Source organism: Frigoribacterium sp. CFBP 13605, from assembly GCF_014839405.1.
In the GTDB taxonomy this organism is placed as follows: Bacteria; Actinomycetota; Actinomycetes; order Actinomycetales; family Microbacteriaceae; genus Frigoribacterium.
In genome coordinates, this window is the sequence record NZ_JACYNS010000012.1 from 26,130 (window position 1) to 50,284 (window position 24,155).

General features: G+C 68.9%; 21 protein-coding genes. 1 reads left to right on the top strand and 20 read right to left on the bottom strand.

The features are described 5' to 3' along the window. Positions 1–53: 53 nt before the first annotated feature. The 5 genes from IFT36_RS05130 to IFT36_RS17075 all read right to left on the bottom strand — a co-directional run bounded on the left by IFT36_RS05130 (position 54) and on the right by IFT36_RS17075 (position 9,809). A complete protein-coding gene (locus IFT36_RS05130; protein WP_200412587.1) occupies positions 54–1,025 on the bottom strand; it encodes an AAA family ATPase in 972 nt (323 codons plus the stop codon). A 34-nt stretch (positions 1,026–1,059) separates the two neighbouring features. Further along, complete coding sequence (locus IFT36_RS05135; protein WP_200412588.1) at positions 1,060–6,819, bottom strand: Ig-like domain-containing protein; 5,760 nt, start codon at positions 6,817–6,819, stop codon at positions 1,060–1,062. Positions 6,820–6,863: 44 nt separating this feature from the next. Further along, positions 6,864–8,285: a serine/threonine-protein kinase gene (locus IFT36_RS05140; RefSeq protein ID WP_123570229.1), complete on the bottom strand. Its 1,422-nt coding sequence runs from the start codon at positions 8,283–8,285 to the stop codon at positions 6,864–6,866. A 175-nt stretch (positions 8,286–8,460) separates the two neighbouring features. After that, positions 8,461–9,258, bottom strand: a complete 798-nt coding sequence (locus IFT36_RS05145) for a PP2C family protein-serine/threonine phosphatase (protein WP_123570230.1) — start codon at positions 9,256–9,258, stop codon at positions 8,461–8,463. Beyond that, positions 9,255–9,809, bottom strand: a complete 555-nt coding sequence (locus tag IFT36_RS17075) for an FHA domain-containing protein (protein ID WP_374058383.1) — start codon at positions 9,807–9,809, stop codon at positions 9,255–9,257. The genes IFT36_RS05145 and IFT36_RS17075 overlap by 4 nt, the downstream gene beginning before the upstream one ends. Positions 9,810–10,020: 211 nt before the next feature. Between IFT36_RS17075 and IFT36_RS05150 the strand changes: the two genes are divergently transcribed. Beyond that, positions 10,021–10,581: a methylated-DNA--[protein]-cysteine S-methyltransferase gene (locus IFT36_RS05150; protein WP_123570232.1), complete on the top strand. Its 561-nt coding sequence runs from the start codon at positions 10,021–10,023 to the stop codon at positions 10,579–10,581. A 33-nt stretch (positions 10,582–10,614) separates the two neighbouring features. Here IFT36_RS05150 and IFT36_RS05155 read toward each other — a convergent pair whose 3' ends face one another. The 15 genes from IFT36_RS05155 to rho all read right to left on the bottom strand — a co-directional run. Continuing rightward, entirely contained in the window at positions 10,615–11,370 is a 756-nt protein-coding gene (locus tag IFT36_RS05155) for a YaaA family protein (RefSeq protein WP_123570233.1), read from the bottom strand. Between the two features lie 28 nt (positions 11,371–11,398). After that, positions 11,399–11,659, bottom strand: coding sequence for a F0F1 ATP synthase subunit epsilon (locus IFT36_RS05160; protein WP_043594515.1), 261 nt, complete (start codon positions 11,657–11,659; stop codon positions 11,399–11,401). Positions 11,660–11,661: 2 nt separating this feature from the next. Next, positions 11,662–13,122, bottom strand: a complete 1,461-nt coding sequence (gene atpD, locus IFT36_RS05165; protein WP_043594513.1) for a F0F1 ATP synthase subunit beta — start codon at positions 13,120–13,122, stop codon at positions 11,662–11,664. Between the two features lie 41 nt (positions 13,123–13,163). Continuing rightward, the gene (locus IFT36_RS05170; protein ID WP_056045889.1) at positions 13,164–14,063 is read right to left on the bottom strand and encodes a F0F1 ATP synthase subunit gamma; all 900 of its coding nucleotides are present in this window, start codon (positions 14,061–14,063) and stop codon (positions 13,164–13,166) included. Positions 14,064–14,107: 44 nt separating this feature from the next. Then, positions 14,108–15,745 carry a F0F1 ATP synthase subunit alpha gene (gene atpA, locus IFT36_RS05175; protein ID WP_056045891.1) on the bottom strand — a complete coding sequence of 546 codons (1,638 nt, stop codon included), beginning with the start codon at positions 15,743–15,745 and terminating at the stop codon, positions 14,108–14,110. A gap of 59 nt (positions 15,746–15,804) precedes the next feature. Then, positions 15,805–16,599 (bottom strand): F0F1 ATP synthase subunit delta, encoded by a 795-nt coding sequence (locus IFT36_RS05180; protein WP_056045895.1) that lies wholly within the window; start codon positions 16,597–16,599, stop codon positions 15,805–15,807. A gap of 2 nt (positions 16,600–16,601) precedes the next feature. After that, on the bottom strand, positions 16,602–17,162 hold the full coding sequence (locus tag IFT36_RS05185; protein WP_056045898.1) for a F0F1 ATP synthase subunit B: 561 nt from the start codon (positions 17,160–17,162) through the stop codon (positions 16,602–16,604). Positions 17,163–17,182: 20 nt separating this feature from the next. Further along, a complete protein-coding gene (gene atpE / locus IFT36_RS05190; RefSeq protein WP_043594505.1) occupies positions 17,183–17,416 on the bottom strand; it encodes an ATP synthase F0 subunit C in 234 nt (77 codons plus the stop codon). A 54-nt stretch (positions 17,417–17,470) separates the two neighbouring features. Continuing rightward, entirely contained in the window at positions 17,471–18,277 is an 807-nt protein-coding gene (gene atpB / locus IFT36_RS05195) for a F0F1 ATP synthase subunit A (protein WP_043594504.1), read from the bottom strand. Between the two features lie 182 nt (positions 18,278–18,459). After that, a complete protein-coding gene (locus IFT36_RS05200; protein ID WP_123570236.1) occupies positions 18,460–18,885 on the bottom strand; it encodes a hypothetical protein in 426 nt (141 codons plus the stop codon). Beyond that, positions 18,882–20,162 (bottom strand): MraY family glycosyltransferase, encoded by a 1,281-nt coding sequence (locus tag IFT36_RS05205; RefSeq protein WP_123570237.1) that lies wholly within the window; start codon positions 20,160–20,162, stop codon positions 18,882–18,884. Before IFT36_RS05205 ends, IFT36_RS05200 begins: the two co-directional genes overlap by 4 nt. After that, complete coding sequence (locus IFT36_RS05210; RefSeq protein ID WP_123570238.1) at positions 20,159–20,836, bottom strand: L-threonylcarbamoyladenylate synthase; 678 nt, start codon at positions 20,834–20,836, stop codon at positions 20,159–20,161. Before IFT36_RS05210 ends, IFT36_RS05205 begins: the two co-directional genes overlap by 4 nt. A gap of 39 nt (positions 20,837–20,875) precedes the next feature. Further along, a complete protein-coding gene (prmC, locus tag IFT36_RS05215) occupies positions 20,876–21,766 on the bottom strand; it encodes a peptide chain release factor N(5)-glutamine methyltransferase (RefSeq protein WP_370516159.1) in 891 nt (296 codons plus the stop codon). Beyond that, positions 21,763–22,845 carry a peptide chain release factor 1 gene (gene prfA, locus IFT36_RS05220; protein WP_056045910.1) on the bottom strand — a complete coding sequence of 361 codons (1,083 nt, stop codon included), beginning with the start codon at positions 22,843–22,845 and terminating at the stop codon, positions 21,763–21,765. Before prfA ends, prmC begins: the two co-directional genes overlap by 4 nt. Positions 22,846–22,847: 2 nt before the next feature. Next, a partial coding sequence (rho, locus tag IFT36_RS05225; RefSeq protein WP_200412589.1) for a transcription termination factor Rho occupies positions 22,848–24,155 on the bottom strand: 1,308 nt, incomplete at its 5' end.

The following is a 24,155-nucleotide window of genomic DNA, read 5'->3' on the forward strand; positions in this document are numbered from 1 at the left end:
GGTCGACCCCGGCGCGGGCCGGGCGGCCCGGTCGGTGCCTCGAGGACGCTCGCTCACACGGCTACCCGCTCGGCGGGTGGCGCCGTCTCGATGAGCAGCTGGCTCACGACGCTGGACGGCGTGACCCCGTCGAACTCCGCTTCGGGGTCGAGCACGAGACGGTGGGCGAGCACGGGCTCGGCGAGCGACTTGACGTCGTCCGGGATCACGTAGTGACGACCGAGGGACGCCGCGTAGGTCTTGGCCGAACGGACGAGGGCCAGCGCACCGCGGACGCTCACACCGAGACGGACCTCCTGGGCCGTTCGCGTCCCGTCGACGAGCCGGGCGACGTAGTCACTGATGGTGGGCTCGACGTGCACGGTGCGGGCGAGTTGCGCCATCTCGGTGATGACCCCGGCCTGGACGATCGGGTTGAGGCTGCCCTCGTGGACCCTCGTGGCGGAGCCCTCGAGGATGCGGACGGTCGCCGCGTGATCGGGGTAGCCGATCGAGGTCTTCATGATGAACCGGTCGAGCTGGGCCTCGGGAAGACGGTAGGTGCCGGCCTGCTCGACCGGGTTCTGGGTGGCGATCACCATGAACGGCGAACCCACGGCGTGGCTGACGCCGTCCACGGTCACGCGGCTCTCTTCCATCACCTCGAGGAGGGCGGACTGCGTCTTGGGGCTGGCGCGGTTGATCTCGTCGGCGAGGACGATGTTGGAGAAGATCGGCCCGCGGTGGAACTCGAACCCACCGGCCTTCTGGTCGTAGATGCTGACGCCGGTGATGTCGCCGGGCAGGAGGTCGGGGGTGAACTGCACACGGTTGCTCGAGCCCTGGACGCTCTGGGCGATCGCGCGGGCGAGCGAGGTCTTGCCCGTGCCCGGGAAGTCCTCGAGCAGCAGATGCCCCTCGCTCAGCAGAGCCGTGAACGACAGTCGCACGACGAAGGTCTTGCCCAGCAGCACCTGGTCGACGTTGGCCACCAGTCGCCCGAAGATGTCGGAGAACCAGGTCGCCTGCTCGGGGGTCATGCTCATGTGTCTTCGTTCCTCGATGTGTCGTTCATGGGCTTCAGCCGCAGGTGACCCGTGCGTAGCCGCTGTCGGTCTTGCCGTCGACCGTCCCGCGGATGCGGACCTCCGTCGCCGAGGGATCGACCCGGGACGTCGTCGTGTACGCGCCGTTCCTGTCTCCGGACTGCCAGTTGTCCAGGATGAGGGGCGACACGTTGAACTCGACCGTCGCCAAGAAGTCGAGGTTACCGTTCGACGGCGGGTTGACCACGAGGGGTTCGCCGGGGACGCACGAGACGATGACGGGCCGCACCGTCACGGGCGTCGCGGCCTGACGATCGGACGCGGCGCCACAGAACGTCTCGGAAGCGTCTCGACAGCCTCGGACGTAGACCTGGAGTTCGGTGCCGTATCCCCCGGTGGAGACGAAGCCGTCGGCGGCCAGGGGCTGCCAACCCGTCTGCCCGTTCTGCGACCACTCGAATCGGGCTGCCGTACCCGACACCACGTCGGTCGCGGAGACCCTGACGTCGAAGCGTCCCCCACCGTTCTCGATCGACGCCACGGTCGCGCGAGCAGCACCCGGGGCCTTGAGTGCCGTGGTGCGACCCGAACCCGCGGAACAGAAGGTGCCGTTGTCCGCCTTCACGACGTAGAGGTAGGTGACGCCGTCCTCTGCGGACGAGTCCGTCGCTCCCCCGCCGGCGAGGGGAACGGGGTCACCCGGGGTGTCGCAGGACACCGGCCCGTCCGAGCCGGCGACGCGGACCACCCGGTACGTGGGAGCCGATCCGCCGTTCGCGGTCGACGGCGTCCAGGTGATCTGCACGCCGCCGCTCACGGGGGTGGCCGTGACCTGGGGTACCCCGGGGCTCCCGACGGGTACCACCCGCGTCAGGGACGCCCGGGCCCACGCCGCCTCGCTGTCGACGTCGGCGTCGTTCTTCGCGAAGACGTTCACCGTGTAGTTCTGGTTCGGGACGAGGCCGGGGATGACGCTCTGCTGCACCCCACGGCGAACGGTCTGGGATCCCGTCGTGGGCCCGGACCATTCGACGACGTACGACTGGATCGCGGAGCCCGGCCGGGGATCCGGCGAGTCCGTCCACGTGATCCGGGTGTCGCCCTGGCCCGACGGCACCGCAGTCGCGCTCAGGCCCGTGGGTGCGGCGGGCACGTAGTCGGCACTGTAAGCGGGACTCGGCGCCGATGCAGCGGAGTCCCCGACGCCGTTGGTGGCGACGACCGTGAAGGAGAACCGCTGGCCCGCGGGCAGGTCGGTCAGGGTGCAGACCGTCGCCAGCCCGCAGGCCTTGGAGTACGAGCCCCCGGCCGAACCCGCCCCGGTCAGACGGTAACCGGTCAGCGGCGAGTTGTTGGCCGCGGGAGCCGTGTAGCTCAGGGTGAGCTGTCCCCCCGTGAAGGTGCCCGTTCGGACCGGGGCATTGGGGGCGTTCGGGACGTCCTGCACGCTGATGGTGACGGTGCCCCAGACGTATCGGTCGGGGTCGTCCGTGACGTCGGCGACCTGGTACTGGAGGTTCGTGTCGCCGGGGGCCGCGGAAGCCGCGACCGAGACGGCGAGACTCCGGTTGTCACCGCTCGGCGTGATCGAGACGCCTGCCGGCACGCTCGACCCGTTCAGCCCACGGATCGCCACCACCCGCAGCGCCTGCCCGGGGAAGGGATTGGTCGCCTGGTCGTTCTGCAACACGTCGACCGAGGTCGAGGCCCCGCGCTTGACGACGGCACGATCGGCGGCCGGTTGAGCGAGCGGGCGGGTCGATCCCACGACCGACACGGTGACGGCACCGCTCCGACCCGGGTTGAGGGCATCGCTGACGGCGACGGGGAGCGACCTGCTCGTCCCCTTCGCGGTGCCGGCCTCGGCCGAGACGGTGAGCTTCGACCCGGACAGGTCGAAGCCGAAGCCCGCGACGCCGCCCTGTTCGACCGAGTACCGGAGCTCGTCGACGTCGTCCGGATAGGGGTACGTGGTGAGCCGAGCGAGGTCGAGCGTGCGGGACTGGCCCGGTTCGAGGTCGATCGAGGTGCCGTTGAAGACGGGTGGCTGGTTCTCTCGCGACGTCACCGTGATGGGCAGCACGAGCGACGCCGTCCGACCGTCCGGGTCGTCGGCCGAGCGACCGTCGGTCACCTGGAACGAGATCGAGGCCGTACCCGAGAACAGGTCGGCGGACGTGAACCGGAGGGTCGTGTCGTCGACCACGAGGTCGTCGCCGTTCGAGTTCGTCGCCCGGACCGTCGCGGGGTCGGTCAGTCTGACTCCGTTGGTGCCGGCGGAGATCACGTAACGGTCGAGGTCGATCGTGACGGCCTTCTCGCTCTCGACCGTGATCGGACGGACCGTCCGGTCGACCTGCGGCAGGGCGTCGTCGAAACCGGGCACGACGATGAACGCGTAGGAGCGGACGCCCGGGTCGTCCTTCCTCGAGACCGAGAACGGGACGATCTGGCTCGAATCGGTGATGCGGACGGTCACGCGCGAGTTCGGCGTCACCTCGGCCGTCGAGCCGAATCCCGGGGCAAGTCCGAGGTCGAGCTGCGAGGTGCTGCCGTCCGAGAAGAACACGTTGGTCAGGGGGTTGACCGTCACGGTCTGCCGACCGGCGATGTCGCTGAGTCCGAGGACCGTGTCGTCGGCGAGCGGGTAGTTCAGTGGTGCGTCGGGATCGACGGTCACGGTGACGAAGGTCGAGCTCTGCCCGCCGCGCTCGTTCGACACCGTGTAGACGAGGCCGTACGTCCCGGGGGTCTCGGGGGGCGTCACCGACACCATCGTCCCCGACACGACCTTGGCGACGACACCCTCGCCGTTCGGCTCGACGGCGTCGACCGACAACGCGCCCCCGTCGGGGTCGGAGTCGTTGTCGAGCACCCGGACCGTGATGGACCCCCCGGGTCGCATCGTCACGGCGTCTGCGACGGCGATCGGGTTGCGCGATCCGTCGGCGCGGGTCGAGATCCCCACGCGGACCGTGCCGGTGGCCCGGGCACCCAAGCCGTCCACGACCGCGTAGGTGAAGCTGTCGGTGCCCGCCGAGCTGGCGTTCGCCTGGTACTCGACGTAGTCGGTGCCGACGGTCGACACGCTGCCCTTCTCGGGGCTCGTGCCCACCCCGAGCAGCTGGACCGAGTCGCCGTCGGGATCGATGCCGTCGAGCGGAACGCCGATGCGCACGGTCTCGCCTGCGACGACGCGCGCCGTCACCGACTGGGGCGCGGGGGCGGCGTTGCTGCCCGCGTCGACCTCGCGGACCGCGATGGCGACCTGGGCCGAGGCCCGCTGCCCGTCGGGGCCCTCGACGGTGTAGGTCGCCGTGACGTTGCCCGGGGTGGTGGGGGCCAGGTACCGGAGACGGTTACCCGACGCGAAGAGCAACCCGCTGCCGGCCGGGACGTCCCTCTCGAGTCGCGGCACCAGCGTCAACTCGTCGCCGTCGGGCTGCTCGTCGTTGGCGAGGACGTCGATGTCGATGGAGTCCCCCACCCGGACGGTCACCTGGTCGTCGGTCGCGATCGGCGGCTGGGTGATCGCCCGGCGCGGGATCTCGACCACCGTCACGGTGCCGGTCGCGGAGGCGAGGCCGTTGCTGACGGTGTAGCCGAAGGTGACCGGCCCGTCGTCGAGCGGGGCCGCGAGCGTGATGCGGGCGTAGCGCTGATCGAGCGTCTCGACCCTGACCCCGGATGCGGCGGGCACGGCATCGGTCGCCGTGAGCATGAGGACGTTGTTGGCCGGGTCACGATCGGTCGCGACGACGTCGAGCGTCTGCGTGCCCAACGTCTCGACGAAGATCGTCTTGGGCGTCGTGACGGGGGGTGTGCCCGCGTCCGGAGGGGACTGGACGTCCACCCTGACCGTGCCGGTCGCCGTCTGGTCGCCGTCCGTCACGGTGTACTCGAGCAGGTGGGTCCCGGGCACGTCGCTGAGGAACCGGAACGTGCCCTGTTCGTAGTTCGGCGTGACGGTGACGTCGGCCTTCGCCGGGACGCTGTTCAGCTTGACGGTGCCCGTGCCGCCTCGAGCGTAGGTCAGCGGCCGCACGGTCAGCTGCTGGCCCGCATAGGCCTGCTGCGAGAAGGGCAGGGCTTCGAGGGGCACCTGCCCTGCCCCCATCACCGTGATCGCGAGCGATCCTCGCCCCTCGTCACGGCCGTCCGAGACCGTCAGCGGGACGTCGACGGTCGTGTCGCCCGCACCGGCGTCCTGGTAGACGACGTCCCCCGAGGGCTTGTACGAGAGCCCCGCCGCCCCTCCTGCCGAGGTCAGGTAGAAGGCATCACCGTCGGGGTCGATCCAGTCGCCGAGCACCGAGGTGGTGACCCGGCCCGAGGACGACACCGACGCCGACGTCCTGCGCGCCTGCTGCGGCGGCGAGTTCTCCGACGGTTGGCGCACGGTGAGGGCGACCGTCGCGCTGGCCTGACCGCCACGTCCGTCGGAGATGGTGTAGTCGACCGAGAACGTGCCGGAAGCCGAGTCGGTGAGGGTGAGGAGCACCTGTTGTCGGTCGTTGACGAGGTCGACCCGGCCGACGGCGTCGTCGAGTGCGGACACGTCGTCGATCACGAGCGGGTCGCCGTTCGGGTCGTAGTCGTTGAGCAGCACGGGCAGGGTGCTCGCTCGACCGGGTCGTGCGCCGAACGCGTCGTCCACGGCGACCGGTGGTTTCTGGTCGAGATCCAACTCGGGCGGTTGCCGGTCGTCGTTCTCCTGTTGCTCTTCTTGGTCGCGGTCCTCTTGGAAGAGGTCCGACCAGTTGTCGATGAGCTCGCCGGAACGCTGGACCGCCCAGGACCGACCCGACGCCGGATCGTTGAGCACGACCCGGCGCGCGTTGACGTCGAAGACCAGGCTCGCCCCTCCGGTGACCTGTTCGAGGTCGAGGACTCCCCCGCGGGCCGACGCACAGTCGCTCCACGCCGACCCGCCCGCCCAGGCGCCGAAGCGGCAGTCGCCGACGACGACGGGTCGCGCGGGCTTGCCCTCGCGTCCGCCGACGACCTCGGCGACCCGTGAGGAGTCGATCGACACGGACAAGAGGCCGGTGGACGTCGCGACCAGGACCTCGTCGCCCGTGTCGGACCCCGTCTGCAGGGCGAGCCCGCCCGAGGCCCGGTCGGACAGGTCGACCTGCCGTCCGTCGACGACCAGTTCCCCCGTGACGGCATCGAGCACGGCCCAGTGACCGCCGACCGAGGCCACCTGGTACCCGGAGGACGACGAGGCGGGCACGTCGTGCGTCTCGGCGACGTCGGGTGACACCGTTCCGTCGAAGATCGACACCCTGCCGGTGTCGGACGAGTAGGCGACCACACGGCCGTCGGGCGTGACGTCGGTGACCAGTCCCTTGCCGAGGCTGAGATCGGGGTCGACCTCGTTGCTGAAGGACGCCAGGTCGGAGAGCGGTTGGCTCCAGACCTCCCCCGTGCCCTGTGACACGACGAGCACACGGTCCCCGGCGATCGACACGTCGGGCGATTCGGGCGGGAGCGGGACGCTCTCGGCCACCTCGGCCGTGGCGGTGTCGACGACACCGACCGTGGCGTTGCTGCGATCCACAAGCAGGACGTCCTGCTCGCGCTGGACGACCGAGAGGTCGGCACCGGTGCCGCGCACGGCGGAGTTGAGCTGCAGGACGTCGGTGTTCGCCCGACCGATCGCGGCGCGTTCTCCGTTGGCGACCCAGACCGTTCCGTCGGAGAGGTCGACGCGCTGGGCCTCGTAGCCACCGCTGGCCACGGCAACGGTCGTGACGAGCGTGGCCACCACGACCACTCCGACCCCGGTCACGACAGCGGATCGACGACGGGAGGCCCAGTCGAGCAGCCGCCCCATCAGCCCTGACCCGCCGTCGCGCAGTTCTCGTTGCTCTCCGGGCCGGTCGAACCACCGCGGCTCACGGAGACGGTGATGCAGACCTCGTCACCCGGGTCGGCGGGGGTGGCGACGAACCGGTCGGCGGATTGCTGGCTCGTCTGCCCCCCGGTCGAGATGACGTAGGTGTCACCCGCCCGGAGCCCCGGGTCGCTCCAGGTGAAGACCACCGAGGAGCCGTCGCTCGACGACGCGACGTCGGCCACCCGGGGGATGTCGGTCGACGTCGAGCGGACGAGCACCAGCGTCGCGGCGGCCGCGAGGCCGATCCCCACCACCGACGCCGCGACGAGGGCCCACGTCACGACGAGCAACGACCGACGCCGCGTCGGACGTGTGCCCGTGCTGCGAGGCACGGCGCGGCTCTGCTGGAGCGAACCGCCGTGCTGCGCCTGGACCTGGGCCTCGGTCGCCCGGCGCCGGCGGCGACGCCGCGAGGCCTGCACGGGGGTCACACCCCGGAGGCGCGTCTTGTCCTCGAGGTCGGCCACGGTCGCCAGGGCCCAGTCGTCGACCGCCACCTCGATGGGGGTCTGCGCGACGCCGATCTCGCTCTCGACCTGCTGGAGCTCGCGCACGAACTCGAGGACGCTGGCCTGGCGGTTCTCGGGGCGCCGCGACATGGACCTCGCGAGCAGTCGCTCGAGGGTGGGAGGGACGTCCGTCCGTCCGGTGGGCACGAGCTTGGCCTTGTCGATTCGACCGATCAGGTCGGACGCACCGTTCTTGTCGCCGCCGAGGACCTCGAAGGGGCTCCGGCCCGCGAGCAGCGAGTACACCGTCGCCCCGAGGGACCACACCTCGGACTCGATGGTGCCGTTGGTCTCGTCGAGCAGCACCTCGGGGGCCGACCACGGGATCGACATGCCGACGACCTCTTGCGGCTCGCTCTCGCTGAGGGACGCGGCGATGCCGAAGTCGGACAGCACGGGGTGTCCGTAGGCCGTCATGAGGATGTTCGACGGTTTCAGGTCGCGGTGCAGGACGCCCTGCCGGTGGGCCGTCTCGACCGCGCTGCCGATCTTGACACCGATGCGCAGCACGTCGGCGACGGGGATGCGGTCGCGCCGGTACCGCTCGCTCAACGACGACGAACAGAGTTCCATCACCAGGTACGGACGGCCGTCGGCCGAGACGCTGGCCTGGAACACCGTGAGGATCGACGGGTGGGCACTCAGCTGGGCCATGAGGTTCGCCTCGGCCTGGAACATCTGGCGGACCTGGTCGTTCACGACCTCGCTGAGCATGACCTTCACCGCGACCTGCCGGCGCGGCATGTTCTGTTCGTAGAGGAACACGTCGGCGAAGCCGCCCGACCCGAGCACGCGCACATGCGAGAATCCCGGCAGCACGGGGGGCGCCGAAGGCAGTCGTCGAGCCACGTCGCCTCCTCTGGGGATCGATGCCGGGTCGGCTGGGCGGAACAGGTCGGCGTCGGTCCGACCGCAGCCATTCTACGTGGGGGTCCCCGACGCCCGAGAGGCCCGTGGGCCCCCCTGTGGACGGACCCGGTCCCCCCATTTCGGGGGCGGGGCCGTCCGTGTCCGCGTGTCGCGCCTACTCGGCGTCCGTCGTCTCGGCGCTCCGGACGTCCACGACGACGGCCGTGACGTTGTCGCGTCCACCCGCCTCGACGGCGGCCTCGACGAGGGCCGTCGCCGCCGGCTCGGCACCGTCGACGCCGCCGAGGAGCTCGGCGATCCGCCCGGCGGACAGTTCTTTGGTCAGGCCGTCCGAGCAGACGAGGAGGCGCAGGCCGGGTCGGGCGGGCACCCTCCAGTAATCCGGACGCGGGTCGACGTCGAACCCGACCGCCCGGGTGATCACGTTGCTGTCGGGGTGCTTCTCGGCGTCGTCCGCGTGCAGGAGCCCCGCGTCGACCATCTCCTGGACGACGGAATGGTCGACGGTCACCTGGCGGAGACGGCCGTCCTCGAACATGTACACGCGGGAGTCGCCCACGTTGAAGACCGTGAAGTCGACCTCGGCGCCTTCACCCTCTCGTGAGAGGAACGCCCCGGTGGCCGTCGTGCCGACCCCGAGCTCGGTGTCGGCCGCCGCCACCGCGATGTCCTCCGTGGCCACGCGGAGCGCCGTCTCGACGTCGTCCGTGGTGGCGAACGGGCGTGACGCGATCTCGCTCATGCGGCGCACGACCGCGTCGCTCGCCACGTCGCCCGCGCTGTGCCCTCCCATGCCGTCGGCCACGACGAACAGCGGCGCCTCTGCGAGGTAGCTGTCCTCGTTGTGCGCTCGGCGACGACCCACGTCGGTCACCCCCGCCCAGTCGAAGGTGAGCCCCGGGCCGTCGAGGCCGAGGGCGTGGGCGGTCGTGGGGCGGCCGAGCTCTGTCACAGGAGGGGTTCTTTCGTCGGGATGATGCGCTGGGGAGGCAGGATCTCGAGAAGGTTCCCGTCACCTACGTCCACTATCGTGCCTGCACGGGCGACGAGCGACTCGCCTTGCCGGAGAACGACGGGAACGCGTCCGGGCTCGATCACCCGGGTCCCGTTCGTCGAACGCAGGTCGGTGACGACGACGGTGCCCCCGTGCTGGCGCACGTCGACGTGCGCCCCCGAGACCTCGTGTCGCGGAGACGGCACGGTCACCAACCGTGGCAGGGGCCCAGAGCCCACGCGCGGCCCGGTCGGGCGACGCCCCACGATGACGGGCACGTCGAGCGACAGGTCCTGCCCGGCGACCCTCACCCCGTGGAGGCGCGGGGTGGGTCGGCCCGACGGGCTCGGCTCCTGGCTCGTCGGCGGCCGTGCCGGTGGAGAGACGCGGAGCACCGTGTCGTCCGCGTCCGTCTCGTCGACGCCCGAGGGGCGGGCAGGGCGACCGACGACCGTGTCGTCGATCGAGCCGACTCGGTGCCACGATCCTGGTGACTGTTCGGTGGGCATCTCGTTCCTCTCACCGGGGGCTCTGACGCGGGTCGGCGACCACGACCTCCACGCTAGCGCCCGGTGACCGGTCCGTTCGGGTGCCGCGTCCACACCGGCGCCCAGGCTGCATCACCGCACGTCTCCTCCCCACGCCGGGTGCGGCAGCCGCCGGTGCACACCCGGCCCGTTCTCCGGCGTCCCGACCGGGCGGCCGCCCTAGCGTGACGCCATGACCGACCTCGTCCTCGTACCCCCGCTGCCACCCGGCCGTGCCGACGACGACGAACCACCGGGGCTCGTCCGACTCGACTCCCCCGTGGGACGCATCGAGATCGTCGGTCGCCACTTCGCCGTCGAGGGCCTCGCGATCGAGCGTGAGGGCGTCCTGCCTCACGACGGTCAACCCGAGCGGCCCGACAACCTGCTCGATGCAGCCCGACGTCAGGTCGATGGCTACTTCGAAGGAGTGCGCACGCGCTTCGATCTTCCGCTCCGCCTGGTCGGTTCGAGCTTCCAGCGCTCGGTCTGGTCTGCGCTGCTCGAGGTCGAGTGGGGACGGGCCACGACCTATGGACGACTCGGCGGGACCTTCGGCAATCCTCGGGCCGGGCGAGCCGTCGGTGGAGCGGTGGCGGTGAATCCGCTCCCCCTGCTCGTCCCGTGCCACCGCGTCCTGGGCCGGACGGGCGGCGTCACCGGCTACACCGTGGGCACAGGGGTCGAGACGAAGAAGTGGCTCCTCCGCCACGAGGGCATCGCGTTCCGAGAGGGTCCCGTGCCCCTGGACTGAGACAGAGCCGAAGCGTCGCCGCCCGCCCGGCGATCAGACGGACGCCTGCAGGACCGACTCGGCCACGAGCACGCTCTCGTCTCCGGGTTCGAGCACGAAACCTCGACCGCGGGCCCACTCCGTCAGGTCGCCGATGTCGGCCAGGTCCGGACGATCGGCCAGGAGGGCGCGAACGAGCAACCCCTTGCTCTTCTTGTTGAAGTGGTTGAGGGCTCGGCGTCGGTCGCCCGCGTCCGAGACGACACGGACGTACGTCGACGGCGTCCCAGCCGGCCCCAGAGCGACGTACCCCTCGGATCGCAGGTCGACGACGAGGTCGCCGACGCCTGCCAGGACCGAGGACACGGGCCCTCGCCAGAGTTTCTTCAACGACGTCCGGGGAACCCTCGAGTCGTGCGAGAGCCGGTACGCGGGGATCTCGTCACCAGCCCTGAGCAAGCCGAACAGGGCCGAATGCACGAGTACGTGCCGGTGAGCCCACGTCCACGCGTCGGCACTCATGCCTGCCACACCGAGAGGGTCGAAGAGGACCCCCGTGTAGCGCGACAGAGCGGGCATCGTGGGCGACACGGTCACGAGCCGGTTGCGCTCGACCTCGTGAGCCTGCGTGGGACCGAGTTTGAGGGCAGCGGCGGCCGCCGCGACGTCGGCCGACATCTCGTCGAGCAAGGCCAAGGAGGCGCGGCGAGGGCCGTCGAGCTCGTCGAACGACAGTGCCGTCACATCGAGCCGCGAACCGACGCTGCCCCCGTCGAGTTTGGTCTCGGACGGGGGCAGCAGGAAAAGCATGTCGTTCGGTGGTGCAGACGGGCGGAGCTCAGTTGAGCTGTGCGTTGCGCGCGACGACCGTCACGGTGTCGTTCTCGACGGACAGGAAACCGTCGTCGGCAGTCGCCTCGACGGTGGTGCCGTCGGACAACCGGACCCTGACCTGACCCGAGGCCAGGATGGCGAGGATCGGCTCGTGACCGGGAAGGATCCCGATCTCACCCTCGGCGGTGCGAGCGACGATCGACGACGCCTCGCCCGACCACACTTCGTGGTCGGCCGAGACGACGCTGACAGTGAGAGCAGCCACGATCAGCCGTTCTCCTTCTGGATCTGAGCCCACTTCTCTTCGACGTCCGAGATGGAGCCGACGTTGAAGAATGCCTGCGTGGCCACGTGGTCGAATTCGCCGTCGGCGATCGCCGTGAAGGACTCGATGGTGTCCTTCAGCGGGACGGTCGAGCCCTCGACACCCGTGAACTTCTTGGCCATGTAGGTGTTCTGCGAGAGGAACTGCTGGATGCGGCGCGCACGCGACACCGTGATCTTGTCCTCTTCGGAGAGCTCGTCGACACCGAGGATGGCGATGATCTCTTGCAGCTCCTTGTTCTTCTGCAGGATGGCCTTGACCCGGATCGCCGTGTCGTAGTGCGCCTGGCCCAGGTAACGCGGGTCGAGGATGCGGCTGGTCGAGGTCAGCGGGTCGATCGCGGGGTAGAGACCCTGCGACGCGATCTCACGCGACAACTCGGTGGTCGCGTCGAGGTGCGCGAACGTCGTCGCGGGAGCCGGGTCGGTGTAGTCGTCGGCCGGCACGTAGATCGCCTGCAGCGAGGTGATCGAGTGACCGCGCGTCGAGGTGATGCGCTCTTGGAGGACGCCCATCTCGTCGGCCAGGTTGGGCTGGTAACCCACGGCCGAGGGCATGCGACCCAGAAGGGTCGAGACCTCGGAACCGGCCTGCGTGAAGCGGAAGATGTTGTCGATGAAGAGGAGCACGTCCTGCTTCTGCACGTCGCGGAAGTACTCGGCCATCGTGAGGGCCGACAGCGCGACGCGGAGACGGGTTCCCGGCGGCTCGTCCATCTGGCCGAAGACCAACGCGGTCTTGTCGAACACGCCCGCTTCGTCCATCTCGGCGATGAGGTCGTTGCCCTCGCGGGTACGCTCACCGACGCCGGCGAAGACCGACACACCACCGTGGTCCTGCGCGACACGCTGGATCATCTCCTGGATGAGGACGGTCTTGCCGACACCCGCACCACCGAAGAGACCGATCTTGCCGCCCTGCACGTAAGGCGTGAGGAGGTCGATGGACTTGATGCCCGTCTCGAACAGCTGGGTCTTGGACTCGAGCTGGTCGAACTTAGGGGGCTTGCGGTGGATGGGCCAGCGCTCGGTGATCTCGACCGTCTCGTCACCCTCGAGGTTGAGGATCTCGCCCGTGACGCTGAAGACCTTGCCCTTGGTGACGTCGCCGACGGGCACGGAGATGGGCGCGCCGGTGTCGATGACCTCTTGCCCACGGACGATGCCGTCGGTGGGCTTGAGGGCGATGGCACGGACGAGGTCGTCACCGAGGTGCTGGGCGACCTCGAGCGTGATCTGCGTGGTCGTGTCACCGATGGTGATCTTCGTGGTCAGCGCGTTGTAGACGCCGGGGATGGCATCGTGCGGGAACTCGATGTCGACGACGGGGCCCGTGACCCGGGCGATGCGCCCGACGCCGGGAGCCGACTCGGTCGCGACCGGTGCGGTTGCGGTGTCAGTCATGGCTTCTCTCTCTTCGGATGATGATGCTGTGGTGCAGAGCTCTACTTGGCCGACCCGAGGGCGTCTGCGCCGCCCACGATCTCGGAGATCTGCTGCGTGATCTCGGCCTGACGCGCGTTGTTGGCCAGACGGGTGAAGTCGCGGATGAGGGTGTCGGCGTTGTCGCTGGCAGCCTTCATGGCCTTCTGACGGGCGGCGTGCTCGGAGGCGGCCGACTGCAGCATGGCGTTGAAGATGCGGCTCTCGATGTAGACCGGCAACAGGGCGTCGAGGACCTCGGTCGGATCGGGTTCGAAGTCGTACAGCGGCAGGACCTCGTCCTCTCCGGGCTCTTCGATGCCCTCGACGACCTCGAGGGGAAGCAGACGGACGACCTCGGGAACCTGGCTGACCATGTTCACGAAACGGTTGTAGACGATGTGGATCTCGTCCACGCCACCCTCGGCCGCCTCGGTGAGGAACTTGGAGACGACCGCGTCGCCGATCTCTTTCGCCGTGACGAACTCGGGCTGGTCCGTGTTGCCCGTCCACACCTGCTCGGCGTCACGACGACGGAAGGCGAAGTACCCCTGGGCCTTGCGACCCACGAGGTAGTAGACGACCTCTTTGCCCTGACTCCGCAGCAGCTGCGCGAGCTGCTCGCTCTCTTTCAGCGTGTTCGAGCTGAATGCACCGTTGAGGCCGCGGTCCGACGTGAACACGACGATCGCGGCACGCTCGACCGTCTCGGGCTCGGTGGTCAGCACGTGGTCGACGTCCGAGAACGTCGCCACGGCCGACACCGCGCGGGTGATGGCTCGCGAGTACGGCCCGGAGGCTTTCATCCGGGCCTGCGCCTTCTGGATGCGCGAGGCCGAGATGAGCTCCATCGCGCGAGTGACCTTCTTGGTCGTCTGCGCAGAGCGGATCCTCTGCCGGTAGACCCGGAGTTGGGCTCCCATTACTCTCCTGTTGTCTCGTCAGTCGTGAACGTCGAACGGGCGCGTCAGCGCTTCGTCTTGACGATCTTCTCCTGGTTGACGTCGTCGGCGTCGGTGGCCTCGAACTCTTCACGTCCCACCGAAGCGAGAGGCTTGCCCTCACCGGTCTGGAATTCTTGCTTGAACGAGTCGATGCCGCTCTCGAGAGCCGCGACGATGTCGTCCGACAGCACGTTCTTCTCCCTGAGATCGGACAACACCGACGTGTTCCGACCCATGTAGTCGAGCAACTCGCGCTCGAAACGCAGGATGTCGGGCACGGGGACCTCGTCGAGCTTGCCGTTGGTGCCGGCCCAGATCGAGACGACCTGGTCCTCGACCGGGTAGGGCGAGTACTGCGGCTGCTTGAGGAGCTCGGTGAGACGTGCACCACGTGCGAGCTGACGACGGCTCGCCGCGTCGAGGTCGGACGCGAACATCGCGAAAGCTTCGAGCGAGCGGTACTGGGCCAGTTCGAGCTTGAGCGTGCCGGAGACCTTCTTGATCGACTTGACCTGGGCGTCACCGCCGACGCGCGACACCGAGATGCCGACGTCGACCGCGGGACGCTGGTTCGCGTTGAAGAGGTCGGACTGCAGGAAGATCTGGCCGTCGGTGATGGAGATCACGTTGGTCGGGATGTACGCCGAGACGTCGTTGGCCTTGGTCTCGATGATGGGCAGACCCGTCATGGAGCCGGCGCCCAGCTCGTCGGACAGCTTCGCGCAACGCTCGAGCAGACGCGAGTGCAGGTAGAAGACGTCACCCGGGTAGGCCTCGCGTCCCGGCGGACGACGAAGGAGGAGCGAGACGGCACGGTAGGCCTCGGCCTGCTTCGACAGGTCGTCGAAGATGATGAGGACGTGCTTGCCGCTGTACATCCAGTGCTGACCGATGGCAGACCCGGTGTACGGAGCGAGGTACTTGAAGCCGGCGGGGTCCGAGGCGGGAGCGGCGACGATCGTCGTGTACTCCATGGCTCCGGCCTCTTCGAGGGCACCCTTGACCGAGGCGATCGTGGAGCCCTTCTGGCCGATGGCGACGTAGATGCAGCGGACCTGCTTGTTCTCGTCGCCGGACTCCCAGTTGGCCTTCTGGTTGATGATCGTGTCGATCGCGATGGCCGTCTTGCCGGTCTGGCGGTCGCCGATGATGAGCTGGCGCTGCCCTCGACCGACGGGGATCATGGCGTCGATCGCCTTGATGCCGGTCTGCATGGGCTCGTGGACCGACTTGCGCTGCATGACACCGGGGGCCTGGAGTTCGAGGGCCCGACGACCCTCGGTGGCGATGTCGCCGAGACCGTCGATGGGTGCGCCCAGCGGGTCGACGACGCGACCCAGGTAGCCGTCGCCGACGGGGACGGAGAGGACCTCACCCGTGCGGGTGACCTCCATGCCCTCTTCGATGCCGGAGAACTCGCCGAGGACGATGGCGCCGATCTCGTCTTCGTCGAGGTTCTGAGCGAGACCCTGCGTGCCGTCCGCGAAGCGGATGAGCTCGTTGGCCATGACGCCGGGGAGCCCCTGGACGTGGGCGATGCCATCGGCTGCGTCCGTGACGTGGCCGACCTCGGTGGTGGAGGCCTTCGAAGGGTCGTACGACGAGACGAAATCCTTCAGCGCGTCGCGAATCTCATCCGGGCTGATCTTGATGTCTGCCATTGTGATTCCTATTCGTAGCGAGGCTTCGGGAGGCCTCGAGTCTGTGTGTGAGAGCGTGACTAGCCGGCGAGCTGCAGGCGGAGCAGGCTGAGCTTCGTCGCAACGGTGCCGTCGATGACCTCGTCGCCCACCTGGACGCGGAGGCCGCCGACGACGGCGGGATCGATGACCTGGTTGATGCGCAGGCTACGCCCGAACTGCCTGGCCAAACCGTGCTGCAACCGAGTGACGTGGGCGTCGTCGAGGTGGACGGCGCTCGTGACGGTGGCGACGAGCTGATCGGACTGGTCGGCGACGATGTCGGCTGCGTGACGGAGGAGCTCACCGATCCGACGGCCACGGGGCTGCTGCACCAGGTGCATCACGATGGCGACCGTCTGACGACTGGCCTTCCCTCCGAGCAGGCGCTCGACGAGGTCCGCCTTGGCGGCGGGATCGCCCAGCTTGGAGCCGAGGGCCAATTCGAGCTGCGAATCCGTGCGGACGGCGGCATCGAAGGCGAAGAGCTCGTTCTCGATGCTGCTGTCGGCCGGCGTGGTCGTCGCGATCGCTCGGAAGGCGACCTCTTCGATGCCGGCGAGCAGATCGTCGGACGACGACCAGCGGCTGCCGACGACCGATACGAGCACCGCTCGCGTCGACTCGGAGAACGACCCGAAGAGCCGGTCGAGCAGCTGCTTCTTCGTCGCCACGTCGACAGCGGGGTCGGCGAGGTACGACTGCAGCTGAACGGAGCCGCCGATGACCCGACCGGCGTCGAGCAATTGCTCGCCGGTCGTCAGGTCGACCGACCCGCCGAGGTCGGACAAGACCGACCGCGCCGAACCGAGTGCTTCTCGGGACATGGAACCCATCGTCAGTTGCCCGCCTTAGCGTTCTCGTCCGCCTCGAGGTCGGCCAGGAAGCGGTCGACCACGGCCGACGCCTTCGCGTCGTCGCTCAGCGACTCACCGATGACGCCGGAGGCGAGGTCGATGGCCAGCGATCCGACTTCGGACCGGAGCGAGGCCACGGCGGCCTGGCGCTCGGCCTCGATCTGCGCGTGGGCGGAGGCGGTGATGCGGTCGGCCTCGGCCTGCGCCTGCTGCTTGAGCTCGGCGATGATCTCGTTGCCCTCGGCGCGCGCAGCCTCACGGATGCGAGCGGCCTCGGCACGAGCGTCGGCCAGCTGCTTCTTGTATTCGTCGAGGGCCTTGGCAGCCTCGGCCTGTGCGGCCTCGGCGTGCTTGATGCCGCCTTCGATGCGCTCGGCACGCTCGTCGAGGATCCTGCGGAACTTGGGGATCGCGAAGAGCCCGAAGAACGCGGCGATGACCACGAAGACGACCAAGGACCAGAGGATGTCGTAACCAGCGGGGAAGAAGATGGCGGCGCCTTCGGGCGCACCACCCTCGGCCGCGAGGATCGTCTCGATCATCGGTGTGTCGTCCTAACTGATCAGGAGAAGATGAAGCCGGCGGCGAGGCCGATGAAGCCCAGCAGCTCGGTGAACGCGATGCCGAGGAACATCGTGACCTGCAGGCGGCCGGCCAGCTCGGGCTGGCGGGCCATGGCCTCGACGGTCTTGCCCGCGACGATGCCGATACCGATGCCGGGGCCGATCGCAGCGAGGCCGTAGCCGACGGTCGCGATGTTGCCGTTGATCTCAGCGAGGATCGTGGTGGTGTCCACTTGTGTTTCCTTCCGGTTGGGCGATGCACGTCGGATGACGTGCGTCGTCTGTATTTAGTGTTCTTTCGCCGCGGCCTGTTGGATGTAGACCGAGGCGAGGAGCGTGAAGACGTAGGCCTGCAGCACGGCGACGGCCATCTCGACGATGGTCATCACGAAGCCACCGATGAGGGTGAGAGCACCGAAGGCCATGAAGCCCCCGCTCATGCTGAAGAAGAAGAAGTGCGTCGCCGCGAAGCAGAGCACCAGCAAGAGGTGGCCGACCATCATGTTCAACAGGAGTCGGAGGGCCAGGGAGATCGGCCGCACGATGAAGATGTTGATGAACTCGATGGGCGTCAGCAGGATGTACATGACCCACGGCACACCGGGCGGGAAGAGGGCGTTGCGCAGGAACGTCGCGCCACCGGCCTCGCGGAAGCCCGCGTAGATGAACATGATGTAGGCCACGACCGCCAGCAGCAGGGGCATGGCGATGACCGACGTGCCTGCGATGTTGAGGCCGGGGATGATTCCCGTGATGTTCATGGCGAAGATGCCGAAGAACATGGCGGCCAGCAACGGCAGGTATTTGCGTCCGAGCTTCTCGCCGAGGATCTCTTCGACGATCTGGATGCGGACGAAGTCGAGGCCCAGCTCGGCGATGCTCTGCCCGCGGGACGGGATGAGCCGCCCCTTGCGCAGGGCCAGCCAGAACAGCAGCAACATGACGGCGATCGCGAAGAGGCGGACCAGCATGATGCGGTTCAGCTCGAAGGGGGTGCCCTCGAAGAAGATGGCGGGAGGGAAGAACTCGTCAAGAGTCGGGGCATGGAATCCCCCGTCCCCGTGGCCGGCTTCGGCAGCGGAGAGCAGGTTCACAGCGTTCGCTATCAGCGCTATCTCCTGTGTCGGGGCGAGCACCCTGAAGTGTCGCGACGATTGGTGGGGTTTGTCATCCGTGCACGCTGGAGACGCGGCCGGGGAACGTCGTCAACCCTATCAAGGTAATGGTTGCTTCCACGAATCGGTCGAGGTATTTTCACCGTGTGCACGCATGGTCGTCAGTCCTGCGGAGCAGGGGGAAGCGTGGCATCGCTCACGTACGACAGGCGCCCCCGGACGACCACGAGGGCGTCGACTGCCAGCGTGCCGATGATCGAGACCACGAGGGCCAGGAACAACACGACGTCGTCCACGAACGGTTGGTCGCGCAGCAGGACGAGCAAGACGATGAAGATGACCAGCTTGAGGAGCCAGGCACCCATCACGATGCCGAAGAACGCACCGAGGGTGAAGCGGATCGCCACGAGCATGCTCGCGGCCGTGATCGCCGCGAAGAGGATCGCGAGCCCCACCCCCACGAGGGCGCTCCACAGGCCGTCGGTGCCGGCGAAGAGGTAGCCGAGCCCTCCTCCGACCACGGCGATGACGAGGGCGAGTGCGCCCGTGTACTTGAGGATCTGGGTGAAGATCGAGCTGGCGTTCATGGGTGGTCCTTCGGGTTCGTCAGTTCGGGCACCTCGGCCTTGGCCGCGGTGTCGGTGTCGTGCGGGTCGAGGACGTCCGCGGCGGCGTCGAGTGGGTCGAACCGGTCGGACTCCGTCGTCGACAGGTCACCCGTGCGGGTCGTCTGGACGGCGATCTCGACCTTCTTGCGACGGCTGAGGGGAGACAACGTGGCGGCGGTGCAGGCGACCAGGCCGACGCCGAGGAAGACGGCGACCAGGTAGGTCGGCTTCACGAAGAGGAACATCAGGCCCCCGACGGCCGCCACGATCGTCCAGGCGTAGAAGATCAGGACGGCCTGGAAGTGCGAGTGTCCCATGTCGAGCAGGCGGTGGTGCAGGTGCTTGCGGTCGGCGGTGAAGGGGGACTTCCCGGCACTGAGTCGGCGGAGGACGGCCAGGCCGAAGTCGAGCAACGGCACGACGAGGATCGCGAAGGGCAGGACGATCGGGATGAACGCCGGCAGGAGTGCCGTCCGGGAGATCCCGGCCGGGTCGATCTGCCCGGTGACCGAGATCGCACTCGTCGCCATGACGAGTCCGGTGAGGAGCGCACCCGCGTCGCCCATGAAGAGCTTCGCCGGGTGCCAGTTCAGCGGGAGGAAGCCGAGGCAGGCCCCGATCAACACGGCGGAGAGGAGGGCGGCGAGGTTGAAGTATTCGGTCTGGCCGATGGTGATCGAGATCACGAAGCTGTAGACGAAGAAGACGCCGTTCGCGATGATCGCGACCCCGGCCACGAGACCGTCGAGTCCGTCGATGAAGTTCACGGCGTTCATGACGAGGACGATCGTGAGGACCGTGAGGACGAGCGACATGTAGGGCGAGCCGATGGCCAGGCTGCCCCCGATGGGCAACGAGACGAGTTGGACGCCCTGCCACGCGAGGACTCCCGCGGCGACGATCTGGCCCGCCAGCTTGGTCATCCAGTCGAGGTCGTACAGGTCGTCGACGACTCCGATGACGACGATGATCGTGGCGGCGCCGATGATGGCAAGAGGAGGCCCCGCGTCGGCGAAGACGAGACGGAAGTAGTCGACACCCGAGATCAAGGGGAAGACGAACCACGCCGCGAGCAGCGCGACCACGATGCCGGCCCACATCGCGATTCCCCCGAGACGCGGCGTGGGCGTCTGGTGGACGTCCCGCTCGCGGATCTGGGGATAGAGGCGGTACTTGAGGCCCACCCGCCAGACGACGACGGACAACACGAAGCTGACCCCCGCCGAGATCGCCAGCGCGAGGAGGTAGTACCTCACGCGAGGGCGTCGACCCCGACGACGCGGATGATCTCGGCGTCGGACAGGACGCCGTGGCGCACGATGCGCAACACCCCGTCGGCACCGCCCGTCGCGTCGACGATCGTCGACCCCGTGTTGGCGCCGGCCCGGTGTTCGTACGTGGCACCCGCGGGGCCGTCGTCGAGGTACACCGACACGGAGTCGCCGAGCATGCGGCGGGCGTCGCCTGCCGTCTCGGCCGCGGGCTGGCCCGTGAGGTTGGCGCTCGACACCGCGAGCGGGCCGGTCTCTTCGAGCAGCTCGAGGGCGATGCGGTGGCTCGGCACGCGCAGGGCGACGGTGCCGCGCGTCTCGCCGAGATCCCAGCTGAGCGACGCCTGGGCACGGAAGATGACCGTGAGCGGGCCGGGCCAGAACTCGTCAAGCAACGGACGGACGACCTCGGGCACCCGGTCGGTGAGAGCGGCGAGGGTCTCTTGACCCTTGATCAGCACCGGAGGCGGGGACTGGCGACCACGACCCTTGGCGTCGAGCAGGCGCTGGACGGCGGTCGGGTCGAACGCGTCGGCCGCGACGCCGTACACCGTGTCGGTCGGCAGGACGACGAGCTCGCCTCGACCGACGGCACCGCGCGCCATGCGCATGCCGGCGAGGAGTTCGGAGTCGACGGAGCAGTCGTGAAAAGTGGCCATGACCTGACGATGATAGTGCGACGGACCGGGAGAACCCGGTCAGCGCACCGCCGTCGTGGCCCGGTCGCGGCCGGTGAGGTCGGGATGCGTGGCCGGGGAGCGCCAACCGTCGGCCGTCAGGAGGTCGCGGATGGCGCCTCCTTGGAGCTCGCCGTGCTCGATGACGAGCGCTCCGCCCGGGCGCAGCAGCCGCCGGGCCGTGAGGGACAGTGCGCGGACCAGGTCGAGGCCGTCCTCACCGCCGTAGAGGGCGAGCGCAGGATCGTGGAGTCTCACCTCGGGGTCGCGCGGGACCATGCCGACGGGCACGTACGGCGGGTTCGACACCACGACCGAGACCGTGCCGTCGAGTTCGGGCAGGGCGTCGGCGAGGTCGCCCTCGACGAGGCGCACGTTGTCGACCCCCACCGCGTCGATGTTGCGACGGGTCCAGACGGCCGCCTCGGGAGACAGCTCGACGGCGACGACCGTGGCCGTCGGCACCTCGGAGGCCATCGCCAGGGCCAGGGCGCCGCTCCCGGTCCCGAGGTCGACGGCGACGGGTGACGCGTCCGCCCTGGAGCGCAGGGCGTCGATCGCCAACTGGGCGACGCCTTCGGTCTCGGGTCGCGGGACGAAGACACCCGGCCCCACGCGCAACTCGAGGTGGCGGAACGACGCCCGCCCCGTGATGTGCTGCAGGGGCTCGCGGGAGGCGCGGCGCGTGATCGCGGCGACCAGCGCCTCCTGCTCGTCCGGTGTCAACGACGCGGCCGTGACGGCCCTCGCCCGCACGGCTCCCCTGGTCAGGCCCGTGACGTGGCCGAGCAGGAGTTCGGCGTCGACGTCGGGCGACGGTACCCCGGCGTCGACGAGGACGGTCGACGCGACCCGGAGGGCCACGTCGACCGTCGTCACGCCGTCGAAGGCCGTGGCGATCGCATCGGTCACGACGCGGTGTCACCGATCTCGGCGAGACGTGCCTCTTCGTCGGCCTGGATGCACGACTCGACGACCGCGTCGAGCGCACCGTCCATGACGGCGTCGAGGTTGTACGCCTTGTAGCCGGTGCGGTGGTCGGCGATGCGGTTCTCGGGGAAGTTGTAGGTGCGGATGCGTTCCGACCGGTCCATGCCCCGGATCTGGCTCTTGCGGGCGTCCGACGCGATGGCCGCCTGCTCTTCTTGCTGACGGGCCAGGATGCGGGCCCGCAGGACGCGCATGCCCGCCTCGCGGTTCTGCAGCTGGCTCTTCTCGTTCTGCATCGCGACCACGATGCCCGTGGGCAGGTGGGTGATGCGGACGGCGGAGTCGGTCGTGTTGACCGACTGGCCGCCGGGGCCGCTCGACCGGTAGACGTCGATCTTGAGGTCGTTCTGGTTGATGTCGACCTCTTCGGGCTCGTCGACCTCGGGGAACACGAGCACGCCCGTGGTCGAGGTGTGGATGCGGCCCTGCGACTCGGTCGCCGGCACCCGCTGCACGCGGTGGACGCCACCCTCGTACTTGAGGTGCGCCCAGACGCCCTGCGAGGGGTCGGACGCGTTCGACTTGAGCGCGACCTGCACGTTCTTGTAGCCACCGAGGTCGGAGTCGTCGCTCGCGATCATCTCGGACTTCCAGCCCTTCGACTCGGCGTAGTGCAGGTACATGCGCAGCAGGTCGGCCGCGAACAGGGCGCTCTCGGCCCCGCCCTCGCCGCCCTTGATCTCCATGATGACGTCGCGCCCGTCGTCCGGGTCGCGCGGGATCAGGAGGCGCCGCAAGCGCTCCTGGGACTCGTCGAGCGCCTGCTCGAGGACGGGCACCTCGTCGGCGAACGCCTCGTCCTCCTTCGCGAGTTCGCGCGCGGCCTCGAGGTCTTCAGCCGCCTGCTGCCACGTCGAGTGAGCAGCCACGATGCGGCTGAGCTCGGCGTAGCGGCGGTTGATCTTCTTGGCGCGTGCGGCGTCGGCGTGGACCGCCGGATCGCTGAGCTGCGTCTGCAGGTCGTCGTGCTCGGCCAGCAGCACGGCCACCGACTCGAACACGCTCAGTGCTCCTTGTGGCCGGAGTCGTGTCCGTTCGACGCGGGGACCGACTTCTGGACCTGGACGAGGAACTCGACGTTCGACTGCGTCTCGCGCAGGTTGCGCAGGACGATCTCGAGGGCCTGCTGCTGGTCGAGCCCGGCCAGGGCGCGGCGCAGACGCCAGGTGATCTTGACCTCGTCGGGGCTGAGCAGCATCTCTTCACGTCGCGTGCCCGAGGCGTTGACGTCGACCGCGGGGAAGATGCGCTTGTCGGCCAGGTGGCGCGACAGGCGGAGCTCCATGTTGCCGGTGCCCTTGAACTCCTCGAAGATGACCTCGTCCATCTTCGAACCGGTCTCGACGAGTGCGGTCGCGAGGATGGTGAGCGAGCCACCGTTCTCGATGTTGCGCGCGGCACCGAAGAAGCGCTTGGGCGGGTACAGGGCCGACGAGTCGACGCCACCCGAGAGGATGCGGCCCGACGCGGGTGCGGCCAGGTTGTACGCACGGCCGAGACGCGTGATCGAGTCGAGCAGCACGACGACGTCGTGGCCCAGCTCGACGAGGCGCTTGGCGCGCTCGATGGCCAGCTCGGCGACGGTGGTGTGGTCCTCCGCCGGACGGTCGAACGTCGAGGCGATGACCTCGCCCTTGACCGTCCGCTGCATGTCGGTGACCTCTTCGGGGCGCTCGTCGACGAGCACGACCATGAGGTGGACCTCGGGGTTGTTGATCGCGATGGCGTTGGCGATCGACTGCAGCACGAGCGTCTTGCCCGCCTTCGGCGGCGAGACGATCAGACCACGCTGCCCCTTGCCGATCGGCGACACGAGGTCGATGATGCGGGTCGAGAGCTTCTGGGGCTCGGTCTCGAGACGGAGGCGCTCCTGCGGGTAGAGCGGGGTCAGCTTGCTGAACTCGACGCGCTTGGCGGCCTCGTCGACGGGCTGACCGTTGATCGAGTCGATCCTGACGATCGCGTTGTACTTCTGGCGCCCCTGGCCCTGGTCGCCCTCGCGGGGCTGACGGATGGCGCCGACGACCGCGTCGCCCTTGCGCAGGTGGTACTTCTTGACCTGACCGAGCGAGACGTAGACGTCGCTGGCACCGGGCAGGTAGCCCGTGGTGCGCACGAAGGCGTAGTTCTCGAGCACGTCGAGGATGCCCGCGACGGGGATGAGGACGTCGTCCTCGCCGATCTCGGGCTCGACGTCGTCGTTCTGCGCCCCACGACCGCGCTTGCGGTCCCTCTGACGGCCACGGCCCTGTCGGCCGCCCTCGTCGTTCTGACCGCCGGACTGGGGCCCGTTGCCGGACTGCTCGCCGCG